Here is a 15,152-nt window from a genome sequence, read left to right as displayed (position 1 = left end):
GGTCAGCGCAGCCCTTCCGCGAGCGCCTTCTCGGTCGCCTCGCGCACGAGCTTCTCGTGCTCCGGCGTGAGCGGCACGCGCGGGTGGCGGCACGGCCCGCCGTAGCGGCCCGCGATGTCCATGCTCAGCTTGATCGCCTGCACGAACTCGGTGCGGGAATCCCAGCGCAGCAACGGGTGCAGCTGCCGGTAGAGCGGCACGGCCCGGTCCAGCTCGCCCGCGCTCGCGGCGCGCCACAGCTCCACGCACGCCTTCGGCAGGGCGTTCGGGTAGCCCGAAACCCAGCCGGGCGCGCCCGCGACCGCCAGCTCCAGCGACACGTCGTCGGCGCCGCACAGGACATCCAGGCCCGGCGCCAGCTCGGCGATCCGGTACGGGCGGCGGACGTCGCCCGAGAACTCCTTGACCCCGACGATGAGGCCTTCCGCGTGCAGCTCGGCGAGCAGTTCGGGGACGAGGTCGACCTTGGTGTCGATGGGGTTGTTGTAGGCGACGATCGGCAGGCCCGCCTTCGCGACCTCGCGGTAGTGGGCGATGACGGCCCGTTCGTCCGCGCGGTAGGCGTTGGGCGGCAACAACATCACCGCCGGGCAGCCCGCCTCGCCCGCCTGCTCGGCCCACCTGCGTGCTTCGGCGGCGCCGTACGCGGCGACGCCGGGCATCACCGTGAAGCCTTCAGGCGCGGCCGCCACCGCCGTCGTGACGACGCGGGCGCGTTCCTCCGGCGTGAGCGTCTGGTACTCCCCCAGCGAGCCGTTCGGCGTCACGCCGTCGCAGCCCTCGGCGGCGAGCCACGCCACGTGCTCGGCGAAACGGTCGTAGTCGACCTCCAGGTTTTCGGTCAGCGGCAGTGCGGTTGCCACGAGAACGCCGTGCCACGCGGTCATGAGCCCTCCAGGGTTGGGGTGGGGTGGGTTTCCGACAGGGTCCCGAGCGGGACCGGATTGGCGATCGGCCTCGCGGCCATCGCGAGCAGGTCCTGTGCCGTGTGCGCCCGGCCGCGCTCGGCGGCGACGAGGCACGAGGTGGCGAAGCCGCACACGCGGCCCTGGCACATCCCCATGCCGGGCCGGGCGAGGAGCTTCACCGAACGGGCGTCCGTCGCACCGAGGTCCACAATGGACTCTCGTACGCGGCCGACGGTCACCTCCTCGCACCGGCACAGCTGGGTGTCCTCGCTCAGCCAGGTGCGCCAGCCCGGCCGCACGGGGTGGGTTTCGTGCAGCAGGCGGGCGAACGCCCTGGCCTGACGGCGTTTCCGCAACAGCCGGGCCACCCTCGCGTCGTCCGGGACAGCGCCGACCGTGGCGAACGCCGCGTGCAGCCCGGCCAGTTCACCCTCCACAAGGGACAGTGGCGCGCCGCCGACCCCGCACACCTCCCCCGCCAGGTACACCCCGGGCACGCTCGCGCGCTGCTGGTCGTCGGCGTTCGCGACGAGGCTGCCGTCGACGTCGAGCCGGGTTTCGCAACCCAGCTGCAGTGGGATTTCCAGCTGCGGGGTGAACCCGTACCCGACGGCGATCGCGTCGCACTCGACCTCACGGGTGCCGACGATGTTCCAGTCCGCGTCGAGGGAGGCGATCGTCGCTCCCTGCACGCTGCCGGTGCCGTGCGCGGCGACGACGGTCGTGCGGATGCGGTACGGGATGCGGTGTTTCAGCAACGTGCGGACGTATCCGGCGCCTTCCGCCAGCTTCCCCAGCGGCGGGCGCCGCGCGAAGCCCGCGGGCGAACCGGCCTCGCACACCGCGACGACGTGTGCCCCGGCTTCGGCGAGCCCCGCGGCCACGGGCAGCAGGAACGGCCCGGTCCCGGCGACGACGACGCGACGCCCGGCGGTCACGCCCTGCCCCTTGAGCAGCGCCTGCGCGCCACCGGCCGTGAACACGCCCGGCAACGTCCAGCCGGGGAACGGCAGCTGCCGGTCGTACGCGCCGGTCGCGACGATGAGCGTGCGGGCGTGAACCTCGCCTTCGTTGGTGTGCAAGGTGAAGCCGGGTTCGACGTGCCAGACCTGCCGCCCGCCCAGGAACTCCGGCGCGGCGGCGCGGAGCCGTTGCAGCTCCCGCCAGTGGTGGTGCCCGGCGCCGGTGTCGCCGTCGCGGTGGCGCCAGTACTGGCCGCCCACCCGCTGCCCGGCGTCGAGCAGCACGACCCGCGCACCGGCCTGGGACGCGGCGACGGCGGCGGCGAGCCCGGCGGGGCCCGCGCCGAGGACGGCGATGTCAGCAGGCGAGGTCGACACGTCCGGCTCCTTCCTGCGGCTCGATCCGGTCACCTTCGCGGGGTTCGGTGAGGCAGGCCCGCTGGTTGGGGCGTCCGTTGACCACGACGAGGCAGTCGAAGCAGACGCCGATGCCGCAGAAGATCCCGCGCGGCTCGCCGCCGCGCCGCGTCGTGCGCCAGGACCGGCGGCCCGCCGCGATCAGCGCCGCGCCGACGCTCTGGCCGTCCTCGGCCTCGATTTCCTCGCCCTGGAAGGAAAACCTCACGCCGCCTCCTCCTCGAATCGCTCCGGCCGGAACGGGTGCAGGTCCAGCTCCGGCTTCTCCCCGGAGACGACCTGTGCGATCAGCCGTCCCGTCGCGGCGGACAGGCCGATCCCCGCGCCCTCGTGCCCGCACGCGTGCACCAGCCCGGGCACCCGCGGATCGGGGCCGATCACCGGCAGGTGGTCGGGGCAGTACGGGCGGAACCCGAGGTAGCTGCGCAAGAGGCCCACGTCGGCGAGGAACGGGAACACGCCGATCGCCTGCGCGGCGAGCTTCCGCACGACGGGCAGCGAAAACGTTCGGTCGAAGCCCACGCGCTCGCGGCTCGCCCCGATCAGCACCGTGCCCGCCTGCGTGCCCTCGACGACGACGGAGGTCTCCAGGCCCTCGTCCCCGCTCGCGACGTTCGCCACGTAGTCGGCGGTGTAGACCTTGTGCCGCACCACCACCGGCAGCGGTTCGGTCACCAGCACGAACCCCCGGCGCGGCAACACCGGCACGGGCGCGCCCGCCAGCGTCGCGACCTCGCCGCCCCACGTGCCGGCGGCGTTGATCACCCACTGCGCGGGCAGGAAACCGGCGCTGGTCTCGACCCCGGTCAGCGCGCCGCCACTGTCGCGGCGGAAGCCGAGGACTTCGGTGCCGGTGAGCACGGTGGCGTCCCGCAACAGCCGCGCGGCGGCGAGCATCGGCTGCACCTGCATGTCCTGCGGGTAGAAGACGCCGCTCGTCACCTCCCGCGTCAGGTTCGGCTCCAGCTCGAACAACTCCGCGGGCGTCACGTCCCGGGCGTCGACCCCGCTGTCGCGCTGGGCGGCGGCGAGCTTCGCCAGCCCGGCGGCGGCTTCGGGCGACTGGGCCACCACGACGCCGCCCTTCGGCTGCAGTTCGAGCGCTTCGGCGCCGAAGCGCTCGCCGAGCTCCCGCCACAGCCGGACCGACAGCAGCGCGAGGTCGAGCTCGGGCCCGGGTTCCTTGTCGGAGACCAGGACGTTGCCCTCACCGCCGCTGGTCGTGCCCCCCGCGACGGTGCCCCGGTCGACGACCGTGACCCGCAGCCCCGCCCGCGCGCAGAAGTGCGCACAGGCCGCCCCGACCATGCCCGCACCCACCACGACGACATCCATGCTCAGTAGTATGTCACATTGCACAAGCCCGTCTGGCAGGCTGAAGGCGTGACGCTAGCCCTGCTGGATTCCGCGAGCCTGTACTTCCGGTCGTTCTACGCGCTGCCGGAGTCGATGACGGCGCCCGACGGGACGCCGGTGAACGCGGTGCGCGGGTTCGCCGACACGCTCGCGCGGATCCTCACCGACCGGCGGCCCTCGCGGCTGGTGGCGTGCCTCGATGCGGACTGGCGGCCGCAGTTCCGGGTGGACCTGCTGCCGAGCTACAAGGCGCACCGGGTCGCCGACGAGGCCGCGAACGCCGAGGAGGTGCCGGACACGCTGACGCCGCAGGTGCCGATCATCCTGGACCTGCTGGCGGCGGTCGGGCTCGCGACGGCCGAGGCGCCCGGCTACGAAGCGGACGACGTGATCGGCGCGCTCACGGCGCGGGAGAAGAGCGACCCGGTCGAGGTGATCACCGGGGACCGGGACCTGTTCCAGCTGGTCCGCACCACGCCGACGCCGGCGTCGGTGATCTACGTGGGGAAGGGCTGGGCGAAGGCGGAGGTGCTGGGCCCGGCGGAGGTGGCGGAGCGCTACGGCGTGCCGGTGGACGGCGCGGGCCCGGCGTACGCGGCGATGGCCGCCCTGCGCGGCGACCCGTCGGACGGCCTGCCCGGCGTGGCGGGCATCGGCGAGAAGACGGCGGCGAAGCTGATCACGCAGTTCGGTTCGGTGCAGGAGCTGCTGGCCGCGGCGAAGTCCGGGAACAAGGACCTGCCGCTGAAGATGCGCCTGAAACTCACCGCGGCGGAGGACTACCTGACGGTCGCGCCGACGGTCGTGGAGGTGGCGGTGAACTCCCCGGTGACCCTCTCGGGCTCCGACGCCGTGCCACCCGCGGTGCGGGACCCGGAGCGCCTGGAGGAACTCACGAACCGCTGGAACCTGGGCGGTTCGGTGAAGCGCCTGGTGGCCGCCCTGGACGCGGTTCGGTAGGGGTTTCGGCGCCGGGCGGCGGAGCGGAGCACCGCGCCGTCACGACGGAGAGCGCGGCGGAGAGGGGCGCCACACCTTCACGGTGGCGAGTGGGTAGGCGGGGGCCGGGATCCGGGGCCGAGAGCTTGAACCGCCGCGGCCACCCTCGGGCTACCCTCGGGCTGTAGCCCTCCAGACGCCCCGGCAGCGCCTTCGAAATCCGGGCCCGGCCACCGCCCGGAACTCCAACCGCCCGCCCCCTCCCGACGGCAACCCCGCAACCCTCCCCCCTCAACCCCCTGACGACTGGGCCGCGTGCTGGGCGCGGATCGCGCGGCGGAGGGCCTTCGTCACCGGGGTGATGGGGGCCGACAGCGCCTCCAGCCGGTCGCGGTACTGGCGGCGGTCCCGGCCCGGCACCACGACCCGCAGCTGCCCCGCCGCCGCGAGGGCCGTCAGCGCCGCGACCTCACCGTCCACACGGGACGGTGCCTGGCTCCCCCGCACCGCGCGGCGCACCAGCTCCGCCTGCCGCTTCGCGCGCGGCCGGTCCCTCAGCGTGATCCGCGTGTAGGGCACCACACCAAGGACCCGCGCCCGCTCCACCGAGATCACCCGCGCCGCCGCGAGCTCGTCCCGCACCGCACCGAAGATCTCCTTGCGCCCCCGGCTGATCCACCGGCCCCACGACTTCGGCGCGGACTCCGCGATCTGACCCCACACCGCCGCCAGCACGGGATCCCGCGGCGGCGCCCCGGTCGCCTCGGGCTTGCCGTCCGCGTCCCGCAACCGTCCACTCAGGACGAGTTCCGCGAGCGCCGCCGCGCGCAGCAGGTGGCCGAGGTCCTCCCTGGCGGTCAGCCGGTGCTTCTCCGGGTGGAACGCCAGCAGGAACATCCTCGCCGGCAGGCTCTCAGGCGGATTCATCCTCGTCTCCTTCGGACTTGCGCGGCCGCCCCCTCGGCCGCATCCGGCCGACGTCCCTGGGCAGCCGCCCGGCTTCGGCGAGCGCCCGGCGCAGCAGGAACTCGATCTGCGCGTTCGTGCTGCGCAGCTCGTCGGCCGCCCACTTCGCGAGCGCGTCGTGGACGGCCGGGTCCAGCCGCAGCAGGATCTTCTTGCGCTCGGCCACGACTACGAATACAGCGTCCCGGTGTTGACGACCGGCTGCGCGTCCCGGTCCCCGACCAGCACCACCATCAGGTTGCTCACCATCGCCGCCTTCCGCTCCTCGTCGAGGTCCACCACGTCGTGCCGCGCCAGCCGGTCCAGCGCCAGCTCGACCATGCCCACGGCACCCTCGACGATCCGCTGCCGCGCCGCCACGATCGCCCCCGCCTGCTGCCGCCGCAACATCGCCTGCGCGATCTCCGGCGCGTACGCCAGGTGCGTGATCCGCGATTCGATCACCTGCACCCCGGCCGAGGCGACCCGGGCGCCGATCTCCTCGCTGAGCTTCTCCGTGATCTCGTCGGCGTTGTCCCGCAACGAAAGCCCGGGCTCGTCGTGGGTGTCGTACGGGTAGGCGTTCGCGATGTGCCGCACCGCCGTCTCCGTCTGGATGGCCACGAACTCGACGAAGTCGTCCACTTCGAACAGTGCCTGCGCGGTGTCCCGCACCTGCCACACCACGACGGCCGCGATCTCGATCGGGTTGCCGTCCGCGTCGTTCACCTTCGCCACGTCGGTCTCGTGGTTGCGGATCCGCGTCGACACCCGCCGCCGCACGGCGAACGGGTTCACCCACTGGAAGCCGTCCTCCCGCACCGTGCCCGTGTACCGCCCCAGCAGCTGCACGACCCGCGCCTCCCCCGGCGCGACCGGCGTCAGCCCCCGCAGCAGCACCGCACCCACCACCGCGACCAAGGCACCCAGCGCAGCGAGCGCGGGCACCGTGACGGCCAGCGCCACCCCGCCCAGCACGAGCACCACCGCGACCACCAGCACCACCAGCCCCGGTACCGCCTTCGCCCGCCGCTCCCGCACCCGCGGCGCGGGCATGTCCACCGCCGTCTCGGTCATGTCTTCCCCTCGATCCGGTCTTGCGCTCCCAGCCGGGAACTATCATAGTGATATCACATTTTTCGCGCTGAGGGGAGCCGGGATGACCGGAAGACGACTCGAGATCGACGGGATCTCCAAGACCTACGGGACCACCACCGCGTTGCGCGGCCTGACGTTCGACGTCCGCGCCGGTGAGCTGTTCGGTTTCGTCGGCAGCAACGGCGCCGGCAAGACCACGGCCATGCGCATCGTGCTGGGCGTGCTGGCGGCCGACAGCGGTGCGGTGCGCTGGGACGGGGCGCCGATCACGCTCGAAACCCGCCGCCGCATCGGCTACATGCCGGAGGAACGCGGGCTCTACCCGCGGATGAAGGTCGGCGAGCAGCTGACCTACCTGGCCCGGCTGCACGGCCTGAACGCCGCCGCGGCCCGCCGCGCCGCGCAGGAGTGGACGGAACGGCTCGGCGTCGCCGCCCGGCGCGACGACGAGGTGCAGAAGCTCAGCCTCGGCAACCAGCAGCGCGTGCAGCTCGCCGCCGCGCTCGTGCACGACCCGGAGATCCTGGTGCTGGACGAGCCGTTCTCCGGGCTCGACCCCGTCGCGGTGGACGTGATGAGCGACGTGCTGCGGGAGAAGGCGGCGCAGGGCGTGCCCGTGGTGTTCTCCAGCCACCAGCTCGACCTCGTGCAGCGGCTGTGCGACCGCGTCGGCATCATCCGCGACGGCGCGCTCGTCGCGTGCGGCGGTGTCGACGAGCTGCGGGCGGGCGGCGCCGTCCGGCTCGTCGTCGACGCGCCACAGGCGCCGCCGGACTGGGCCGACGTCCTGCCCGGGGTGCGGGCGCTGGCCCGCGAGGGTACCCGGACCGAACTGGAACTCGCCGACGGCGCCGACGACCAGGCGGTGCTGCGGGCGGCGCTGGCGACCGGGCCGGTGCACGAGTTCGCCCGGCGGCGGCCGTCGCTGACCGAGTTGTTCCGCAGTGCCGTCACCGAGGAGGCCGCCCGATGAACCACGGGACGTGGGGCGCGATCGGGCTCGTCGCGCACCGGGAGATCACCACGCGCCTGCGCTCGAAGGCGTACCTGATCAGCACTGCGGCGCTCATCCTCGTGCTGGTCGCGTTCACCGTGGTGCTCAAGCTGATCGGCGGCACGACGTCGGACCACACGATCGGCTACACCGCGCCCAACGCGTCGCTCGCCGCGCCACTGCAGGTGAGCGCGCAGGCGATCGGGCAGCATGTCACCACCCGGCCGGTCGACGAGGCCCAGGGCCGCGAGGCGGTGCGCGACGGCTCGCTCGACGCGCTGCTGGTCGGCGACGGCACTCGCGTGCGGGTCGTCGTGCAGGAGGACCTGAACTCCGACCTGCGCACCGCGCTCAACGTGCTGGCGAGCCGGCTCGCGCTCGACCAGCAGATCACGCGGCTGGGCGGCGACCCCGCGCAGGTGAACGCGGCGGTGGCGAGCGCGTCGGTGGACGTGGAACCGCTGAGCCCGCCCCGGCAGTACGACCCCCAGCAGCTCGTCCTGGGCATCATCGCGGGCGTCCTGGTCTACGTGTCGCTGATGATCAACGGGCAGCTCGTGGCGCAGGGTGTGGTCGAGGAGAAGACCAGCCGCGTCGTGGAACTGCTGCTCGCCACGATCCGGCCATGGCAGCTGATGGCAGGCAAGGTGCTGGGCATCGGCGCGGTCGGCCTGCTGCAGGTGCTCGCGATCGCCGCCGCGGGCCTGGCCGCGGGGCTCGCGACCGGGGTGCTGACGCTCGCCGTGTCCGCGGCGGCGGGCACGGTCGTGTGGCTGGTCGTGTGGTACCTGCTGGGTTTCCTGATGTACTCCATCGTGTTCGCGGGGCTCGGCGCGCTCGTGTCACGGCAGGAGGAGGTCGGCGGGGCGGTGACCCCGGCACTGCTGTTCGTCGTCGCCGGGTACGTCGTCGGCGTCTCGGTGCTGCCTGCCGACCCCGGCAACCGGCTGGTGGAGATCCTGTCCGTGCTGCCGTTCTTCGCCCCCACGCTCATGCCGATGCGCCTGGGCCTCGGCGGCGTGCCGGTCTGGGAGGCCGCGCTGTCGGTGCTGCTCGTCGCGGCGCTGATCCCGGTGCTGGTGTGGTTCGCGGGCCGGATCTACCGCAACGCCGTGCTCCGCACCGGGGCGAAGGTGCGGTTGCGCGAGGCGCTTCAGAACTGAGTGCCGCAGAACGGGACGCTGCCGGTGGCGAACAACGCGTTCGCCACCGGCAGCGCCTCCGGGCGCAGCACCTCGATCCGGCCCGTCTCGGCGAGCAGGCGTGGCGCGCGGTCGCCGAGGTAGAGCATCGCCAGTTCCGTGAGGCCGAGCCGCAGGTCCGGCGCGTCCTCGACGCGCTCCACCCCGCCGGGCGAGATCCGGTAGCGGCCCGAGTTCTCCGGCAGGACCGGGTCGGTGACCTCCAGCACGACCGGGTCGGCGTCGCCGTACGTCCGGGCGGCCAGCGCGGCGGGCACGTCCACCAGCCGCAGCCACCCGCTGTCCTCCAGGCCCACGACCTCGCACGCGCGGGGGTCGGTCAGCAGCAGGCCGATCGGCTCGTCCAGCGGCCGCATGGGTGCCCGCACCTCGGCCACCAGGTCGACGCTGAGCAGGTACCGCCACAGCCCGGTGAGCGCCCCGGTCCCGGTCGCGTGCAGCTCGCCCACCACCAGCGCCGCACCGGCCTCGGGCTGCTCGAACGTCCGCCGCTCCTCGGGGCGGTAGAGCACGAAACCGTCGTCCCCGCCCGGGCCGGTGTGCACCGCGACGTGGTGGCGGTCGACCAGCCTGCGGTGCGCCCACTGCCACCACACGCCGGGCCGGTCGATCATGCCCGTGCGGTACGGCGCGATCCGCTCGTACAGCCCGGGCAGCAGCTCGTGCGCCTCGTCCGGCTCCAGCAGCCGCACCCGCCCGCCGGACGGCGCGTCGTCACGGAACCTCGCTCGTCCTTTGTGGACACGCAGGGTCTTGCCGCGCGTCGCGACGCCGTAGCCGAACCGGCCGTAGATCGTCGCCTCGCTGGCGTGCAGGTAGGCGAAGACCTCTTCACGCCGCAGGCAGTCGCGCAGCTGCTCCCGCATCAACGCGGTCAGCACCCCGCGCCGGGTGTGGTCGGCGCGCACGGCGACCCCGTCCACGGCGGCCGCGGGCGGCGTCTTCCCGCCCGGTACGGCGAGCCGCGTGCCGAACGAGCCCGCCGTGCCGATCAGCCGCTCCCCCGCGAACGCGCCGAACTTGCGGTCGGCGGGAAAACCCGCGGCGCGCCGCTCCCAGTCCTCGTCGGTGGGACGGGGCGCGTGCAGGGCCCGGCCGAGCACCTCGAAGGCGGCGCGCTGCTCGCCGTGCACCAGCGGACGGATCGTGAAGTCGGTCATGACCCCGATCCTGCCCGTGCCGGCGGGGCACGCCCACCGAATTTCTCACCTGGGCTGGGAGACCTGGTACGTCCCGTCGAGCCCCTGCACGGTCAGCGTCACGTTCTTGCGGACCCCGCCGACGACCACCTCGCAGTCGAACGAGATGCCCGCCTGCACGAACTGCCCGGAAGGACACCGCACTTCGCCCACATCGGCCAGCCCGTAGGACTGGGTGAGCACCTGCCGCACGCCGTCCTCCAGCGCCCGCGCGTCGAACACGCGGGGCGCCGGGGACAGCGTGCTGCTCGACGGCATCCCGCCGCCGGTGGTGCCGCCCAGCGAGGTCGGCGCGGGCGGCGCGTCACCTCCCCCGCCGCATCCGGCGAGCGGCAGCACGCTCGCGGCGAGGCAGGCGCAGAGGCGGGCACGCCGAGACACCGCGGTTCCCCCTGGCAGCTGTCGGTCCGATGTGGTCAGAAGTGTGTACCACACCAGGCCGACGGGCGGGTGGCGAACAGGCGGTCCGCGCGGGCCACCGCGTCCGGGTCCGCGGCCTGGACGCGGCCGGCCGTCACGAGCGCCGACGCCGGCCACGCCCCGAGGTAGAGCATCGCCAGCGCGTCCACGCCGAGCCGCAGCTCCGCGGGGGCTTCCGTGCGGGACACACCGTCCTGGCCGACCCGGTACCGCCCGCTGTTGTCCTCCAGCAGCGTGTCGGCGACCTCCAGCACGACCGGCTCGCCCTCGTACTCGCGCGCGGCCAGCGCCGCCGGCACGTCCACCAGCCGCAGCCACAGGTCATCCGTCACCGCGGTGGTCTTGACCACGCGGTAGTCGGTGCACAGCAACGCGGTCGGCTCGTCCACCGGGCGCCCCTCGGCCCGGATCACGTCCACGAGGTCCACCGAGAGCAGGTACCGCCACAGGCCCGCGAACGCCTCGTCGTTCGCCGCGTGCAGGCCGATCACGTCCAGCACGGCCGGTTCCCGCCAGCTCTTGCGCTGCACGGAGTACACCGCGAAGCCGTCCACCCCGTCGGGTCCGGAGTGGACGATCGTCACCGGCGGCTTGTCCTCCTCGCGCATGTGCCGTTCGAAGGCGGGCCACCAGTACGGCGGGCGGGTCATCGCGCCGGGCCGCGGGTGGGGCAGGCCGGCGTAGATCTCCGGCAGCCGTTCGAGCGCGGCCTTCAGCCCGAGCGTCTCGATCTCCCCGCCCGCGGGGACCTCCGGCCGCAGCGTGACCCGCCGTGGATCGATCTCGTGGTCGTGGGCGAGCGTCGAGACGCCGTAGCCGAAGCGGCCGTAGATGGGGCCTTCGCTCGCGTACAGGGCGGCCAGCGGCACGCCCCGCTCGGCGAAGTCGGCGAGCTGGGTGCGCATCAGCTGACTGAGCACGCCGCGGCGGGTGCGGTCGGCCCGCACGCCGACGCCCGTCACAGCGGCCACGGGAAGGCGCTTCCCGCCCGGCACGGTCAGCTCGGCGTCGAACGAGCGCGCGGTGCCGATCAGTTCGCTGTCGAACGCGCCGAGGGTTCGCCCCGGCTGGTACATCCGCCCGACGTAGGTCCAGTCCTCGTCCTTGAGCGGCGGCACGTGCAGTGCCGCCCGGAACAACTCGCTCGCGGTCCGGGTCTCGTCGGGTCGCAGAGCACGTACGGTGTAGTCACTCACCCCGCCGATACTCGCCGAGAAACCCCGGCGCGGCCACCTCTTTACCGCGGGTGCCCGACCTGGTAGTTGCCGTTCCCGTCCTGCACCGTCACGGTCACCTGCCGCTGCCGCCCGCCGATCGTGGCGGTGCACGTGAAGGTGGTGCCCGCCTTGACCTCCTGGTCCGGCGGGCAGCTCACGGCGGTCGCGGTGTCGCCGTACGTGGCGAGCATCTGCTTGACCCCGTTCTGCACGGCGGTCTGGTCCAGCACCTTCGTGATGAAGAACCCGGGCTGCCAGAACCCGGTGATCCCCACCACGGCGAGGACGACGACCACGACGCCGGTGATGATCCACAGCAGCTTCCCGCTGCCGCCGCCCTTCTTGACCGGGGCGCCGAACCCGCTCGGGGTGCCGTAGTCGTACTGCCCCTGCGGCGGCTGCTGCTGCCCGTAGTAGGGCTGCTGCGGGTACTGCGGCTGCTGGGGGTAGGCGGGCTGTTGCGGGTACTGGCCCTGCTGCGGATACGCGGGCGGGTACTGGCCCTGTTGCGGGTACGCGGGCTGCGCCGGGAACCCGCCGGTCTGCGGATAACCCGGCTGCTGGGGATAACCGGGCTGGCCCTGCGCGGGAAACCCGCCGGACCCCGGCGCCTGGCCGCCCCACTGCTGCGGGTCGTTGCCGCCGTACGGCGTGCTCATCGGAACTCCCTCCGCGCGTCTCGCTCTGCGCGATCCAACCACACCGCGTCACGGCCCGAAACCGCTACTCGGCCCCCGCCGCCACCACGCCGCGCCGCAGCGCCTTGACCGCCTTCGCCGCCGCCGCGCCCACCTGGTCCTCGCGGCCCAGCACGGTGCGGATCTGGTCGAGCAGGTCGATCACCTGCCGGGACCACCGCACGAAGTCGCCCGCGGACAGCTCCTGCCCGTTGGCCTCCGCCGTCGTGAGCACCTGCTCCAGCGACTCGCCCCGCGCCCACCGGTACACCGGCCACGCGAACCCGGCGTCGGGCTCCCGGGTGCGGTCCAGCCGGTGGCGGCGCTCGTCCTCGGCCAGCTCCGTCCACAGCCGCACCGTGTCCTGCCACGCCCGCGGCACCGCCCCGGACGGCAGGCGCGGCTCACCGGCCGAATCACGGCGGGCCTCGAACACCAGCGTCGACACGATCGCCGCCAGCTCGGCCGGGCTGAGGCCCCGCCACACGCCGTGCCGGATGCACTCGGCCGCCAGCAGGTCGGATTCGCTGTACAGCCGGGCGAGCCGCTCGCCGTGCTCGGTCACCCTGTTCTCGCCCTTGCCGAGGTAGCCGCGCTCGTCGAGCAGGTCCCGGATCCGGTCGAACGCCCGCGCCAGCGAGTGCGTCGTGGCCGCGACGCGGCGCTCCAGCTGCTGGGTCTCGGCCTCCAGCCGCTGGTACCGCTCGACCCAGCGCAGGTTCGCCTCGCGCTCGGCCAGCCCGTGGCACGGGTGCGCGCGCAGCTCGCGGCGCAGCATCGTCAGCTCGGCGTCGTCCTGGGCACCCGCCCGCCGCCGCTGCCTGCCCGGCAGGGAGATCCCGGCGTTGCGCAGGCTCGACGCGATGTCGCGGCGCGTCTTGGGCGAGCGCAGCTCGACGTGCTTGGGCAGCTTGATGTGCCCGAGCGGCTCCACGGGCGACGGGAAGTCCGCGAGCGACAGTGGTCCGGACCAGCGGTCCTCGGTGACGACGACCGGCCGCGGTTCGCGGATCGGGTCGAGCCCGGGGTCGACGACGACCGCGAGCCCGGCGCGCCGCCCGGCGGGCACGGCGATCACGTCGCCCTTGCGCAACCGCTCCAGCGACTCCGCCGTGCTCGCCCGCCGGGCGGCGCTGTTCTGCTTCGCCAGCGCCTTCTCCCGGTCGGAGATCTTCTTGCGCAGCTCCACGTAGGACAGCATCTCGTCGAAGTCGCCGGTGATCGCCTCGCGGTAGCCCGCCAGCGCCTCCCGGTTCTTCTCGATGCGCCGCGACAGGCCGACCACCGACCGGTCCGCCTGGAACTGCGCGAACGACTGCTCCAGCAGCTCGCGCGCCTCCTGCCCGCCGAGCTGGCGGACCAGGTTGATCGCCATGTTGTAGCCGGGCCGGAAGGATGAGCGCAGCGGGTACGTGCGGGTCGACGCGAGCCCGGCGACCTGCTTGGGGTCCACCCCCGGCTGCCACACGACGACCGCGTGCCCCTCGACGTCGATCCCCCGGCGCCCGGCGCGGCCGGTGAGCTGCGTGTACTCCCCCGGCGTGAGGTCGACGTGCGCCTCGCCGTTGTACTTGACCAGCCGCTCCAGCACGACCGTGCGGGCGGGCATGTTGATGCCCAGCGCCAGCGTCTCGGTCGCGAACACGACCTTCACCAGGCCGCGGACGAACAGGTCCTCGACGGTCTCCTTGAACGCGGGCAGCAGCCCCGCGTGGTGGCTCGCGATCCCGCTCTCCAGCGCCTCGCGCCACTCCCAGTACCCCAGCACACCGAGGTCGCCCTCGGGCAGGTCGCCGGTGTGCTCGGCGATGATCCGCCGGACCTCCGCGCGCTCCTCCGGCGAGTTGAGCTGCAGGCCCGCACGCGTGCACTGCGCGACGGCCGCGTCACAGCCCGCCCGGGAGAAGATGAACACGATCGCGGGCAGCAGGCCCGCCGCGTCGAGTCGCGTGAGGATGTCCACACGGGACGGTGGGCGGAAACGCGGACCCCGGAACTGCTGCCGTCCGCGGTTTCGCGGCCCGCGGAACCCGGCGGGCGCGTGCATCCGCCCGACCTCCTCGACCCGCCGCAGCAGACCGGGGTTCATCCGCAGTTCGCCGTCGTCCGCGAACAGGTCGAGCAACCGGTTCCCCACCATCATGTGCTGCCACAGCGGCACCGGGCGGTGCTCGTCCACGACGACCGTGGTGTCGCCCCGCACCTCGACGAGCCACTCGCCGAACTCCTCGGCGTTGCTCACCGTCGCGGACAGGCCCACCACGCGCACGTACTCGGGCAGGTGCAGGATCACCTCCTCCCACACCGCGCCGCGGAACCGGTCGGCCAGGTAGTGGATCTCGTCCATCACCACGTAGCCGAGGTCGGTCAGCGCCGAGGAGCCCGCGTAGAGCATGTTGCGCAGCACCTCGGTGGTCATCACGACGATCTGCGCGCTGCCGTTGATCGCGGTGTCACCGGTGAGCAGGCCGACGGCGTCGTTGCCGTAGCGGTCGACGAGGTCGTTGTACTTCTGGTTCGACAGCGCCTTGATCGGCGTCGTGTAGAAGCACTTGCGGCCCTCGGCGAGCGCGAGGTGCACGGCGAACTCGCCGACGACGGTCTTGCCCGCGCCGGTCGGCGCGCACACGAGCACGCCGTGGCCGTCTTCCAGCGCCTCGCAGCCGCGGACCTGGAAGTCGTCGAACTCGAACGACGCCTCCGCCGCGAAACGGGTCAGCTGGGGGTGTTTCCCACGGCGCCGCGAAGCCTGGTAGGCCTCGGCCGGGGACGGAGAAGGGCTAGCGGCCACCTCGCCAGGGTGTCACACCCGCGCCTG

General features: G+C 73.4%; 15 protein-coding genes. 3 read left to right on the top strand and 12 right to left on the bottom strand.

The window, feature by feature from the left end; all coding sequences use genetic code 11:
• Window positions 1-2 precede the first annotated feature (2 nt).
• From BMZ92_RS00720 to BMZ92_RS00705, 4 genes are read right to left on the bottom strand one after another with little or no spacing between them, the layout of a single operon-like run.
• Window positions 3-887, bottom strand: a complete 885-nt coding sequence (locus BMZ92_RS00720; protein ID WP_091503536.1) for a dihydrodipicolinate synthase family protein — start codon at window positions 885-887, stop codon at window positions 3-5.
• On the bottom strand, window positions 884-2,248 hold the full coding sequence (locus BMZ92_RS00715; RefSeq protein WP_218153363.1) for an NAD(P)/FAD-dependent oxidoreductase: 1,365 nt from the start codon (window positions 2,246-2,248) through the stop codon (window positions 884-886). Before BMZ92_RS00715 ends, BMZ92_RS00720 begins: the two co-directional genes overlap by 4 nt.
• Entirely contained in the window at window positions 2,229-2,495 is a 267-nt protein-coding gene (locus tag BMZ92_RS00710) for a (2Fe-2S)-binding protein (protein WP_177228483.1), read from the bottom strand. Before BMZ92_RS00710 ends, BMZ92_RS00715 begins: the two co-directional genes overlap by 20 nt.
• Window positions 2,492-3,622, bottom strand: a complete 1,131-nt coding sequence (locus BMZ92_RS00705; RefSeq protein WP_091503534.1) for an NAD(P)/FAD-dependent oxidoreductase — start codon at window positions 3,620-3,622, stop codon at window positions 2,492-2,494. Before BMZ92_RS00705 ends, BMZ92_RS00710 begins: the two co-directional genes overlap by 4 nt.
• Before the next feature lie 48 nt (window positions 3,623-3,670).
• Here BMZ92_RS00705 and BMZ92_RS00700 point away from each other — a divergent pair, with 48 nt between their 5' ends.
• The gene (locus tag BMZ92_RS00700; protein WP_091503532.1) at window positions 3,671-4,603 is read left to right on the top strand and encodes a 5'-3' exonuclease; all 933 of its coding nucleotides are present in this window, start codon (window positions 3,671-3,673) and stop codon (window positions 4,601-4,603) included.
• Between the two features lie 270 nt (window positions 4,604-4,873).
• Here BMZ92_RS00700 and BMZ92_RS00695 read toward each other — a convergent pair whose 3' ends face one another.
• The 3 genes from BMZ92_RS00695 to BMZ92_RS00685 are packed head-to-tail and all read right to left on the bottom strand — an operon-like array spanning window position 4,874 to window position 6,604.
• Window positions 4,874-5,509 carry a GOLPH3/VPS74 family protein gene (locus tag BMZ92_RS00695; RefSeq protein ID WP_091503530.1) on the bottom strand — a complete coding sequence of 212 codons (636 nt, stop codon included), beginning with the start codon at window positions 5,507-5,509 and terminating at the stop codon, window positions 4,874-4,876.
• The gene (locus BMZ92_RS00690) at window positions 5,496-5,714 is read right to left on the bottom strand and encodes a type II toxin-antitoxin system antitoxin (RefSeq protein WP_091503528.1); all 219 of its coding nucleotides are present in this window, start codon (window positions 5,712-5,714) and stop codon (window positions 5,496-5,498) included. Before BMZ92_RS00690 ends, BMZ92_RS00695 begins: the two co-directional genes overlap by 14 nt.
• Before the next feature lie 2 nt (window positions 5,715-5,716).
• A complete protein-coding gene (locus BMZ92_RS00685) occupies window positions 5,717-6,604 on the bottom strand; it encodes an SPFH domain-containing protein (RefSeq protein WP_091503527.1) in 888 nt (295 codons plus the stop codon).
• Window positions 6,605-6,686: 82 nt separating this feature from the next.
• On the opposite strand from BMZ92_RS00685, the gene BMZ92_RS00680 reads away from it, so the two are divergent.
• Complete coding sequence (locus tag BMZ92_RS00680) at window positions 6,687-7,598, top strand: ABC transporter ATP-binding protein (RefSeq protein WP_091503525.1); 912 nt, start codon at window positions 6,687-6,689, stop codon at window positions 7,596-7,598.
• Window positions 7,595-8,782, top strand: coding sequence for an ABC transporter permease (locus BMZ92_RS00675; RefSeq protein WP_091503524.1), 1,188 nt, complete (start codon window positions 7,595-7,597; stop codon window positions 8,780-8,782). Before BMZ92_RS00680 ends, BMZ92_RS00675 begins: the two co-directional genes overlap by 4 nt.
• Here BMZ92_RS00675 and BMZ92_RS00670 read toward each other — a convergent pair.
• The 5 genes from BMZ92_RS00670 to BMZ92_RS00650 form a co-directional block, all read right to left on the bottom strand.
• On the bottom strand, window positions 8,773-9,981 hold the full coding sequence (locus tag BMZ92_RS00670) for a GNAT family N-acetyltransferase (protein WP_091503522.1): 1,209 nt from the start codon (window positions 9,979-9,981) through the stop codon (window positions 8,773-8,775). The two genes, BMZ92_RS00675 and BMZ92_RS00670, sit on opposite strands and share 10 nt — an antisense overlap.
• A gap of 45 nt (window positions 9,982-10,026) precedes the next feature.
• On the bottom strand, window positions 10,027-10,401 hold the full coding sequence (locus BMZ92_RS00665) for a DUF4333 domain-containing protein (protein WP_245782814.1): 375 nt from the start codon (window positions 10,399-10,401) through the stop codon (window positions 10,027-10,029).
• A gap of 35 nt (window positions 10,402-10,436) precedes the next feature.
• Complete coding sequence (locus BMZ92_RS00660; RefSeq protein WP_091503520.1) at window positions 10,437-11,636, bottom strand: GNAT family N-acetyltransferase; 1,200 nt, start codon at window positions 11,634-11,636, stop codon at window positions 10,437-10,439.
• 41 nt (window positions 11,637-11,677) lie between these two features.
• A complete protein-coding gene (locus BMZ92_RS00655; protein WP_091503518.1) occupies window positions 11,678-12,316 on the bottom strand; it encodes a DUF4333 domain-containing protein in 639 nt (212 codons plus the stop codon).
• 64 nt (window positions 12,317-12,380) lie between these two features.
• Window positions 12,381-15,125, bottom strand: a complete 2,745-nt coding sequence (locus tag BMZ92_RS00650; RefSeq protein ID WP_091503516.1) for a DEAD/DEAH box helicase — start codon at window positions 15,123-15,125, stop codon at window positions 12,381-12,383.
• Between the last annotated feature and the right edge of the window lie 27 nt (window positions 15,126-15,152).

This window comes from Amycolatopsis sacchari (genome assembly GCF_900114035.1).
In the GTDB taxonomy this organism is placed as follows: domain Bacteria; phylum Actinomycetota; class Actinomycetes; order Mycobacteriales; family Pseudonocardiaceae; genus Amycolatopsis_E; species Amycolatopsis_E sacchari.
This window is presented reverse-complemented; position numbering and strand designations above follow the sequence as displayed.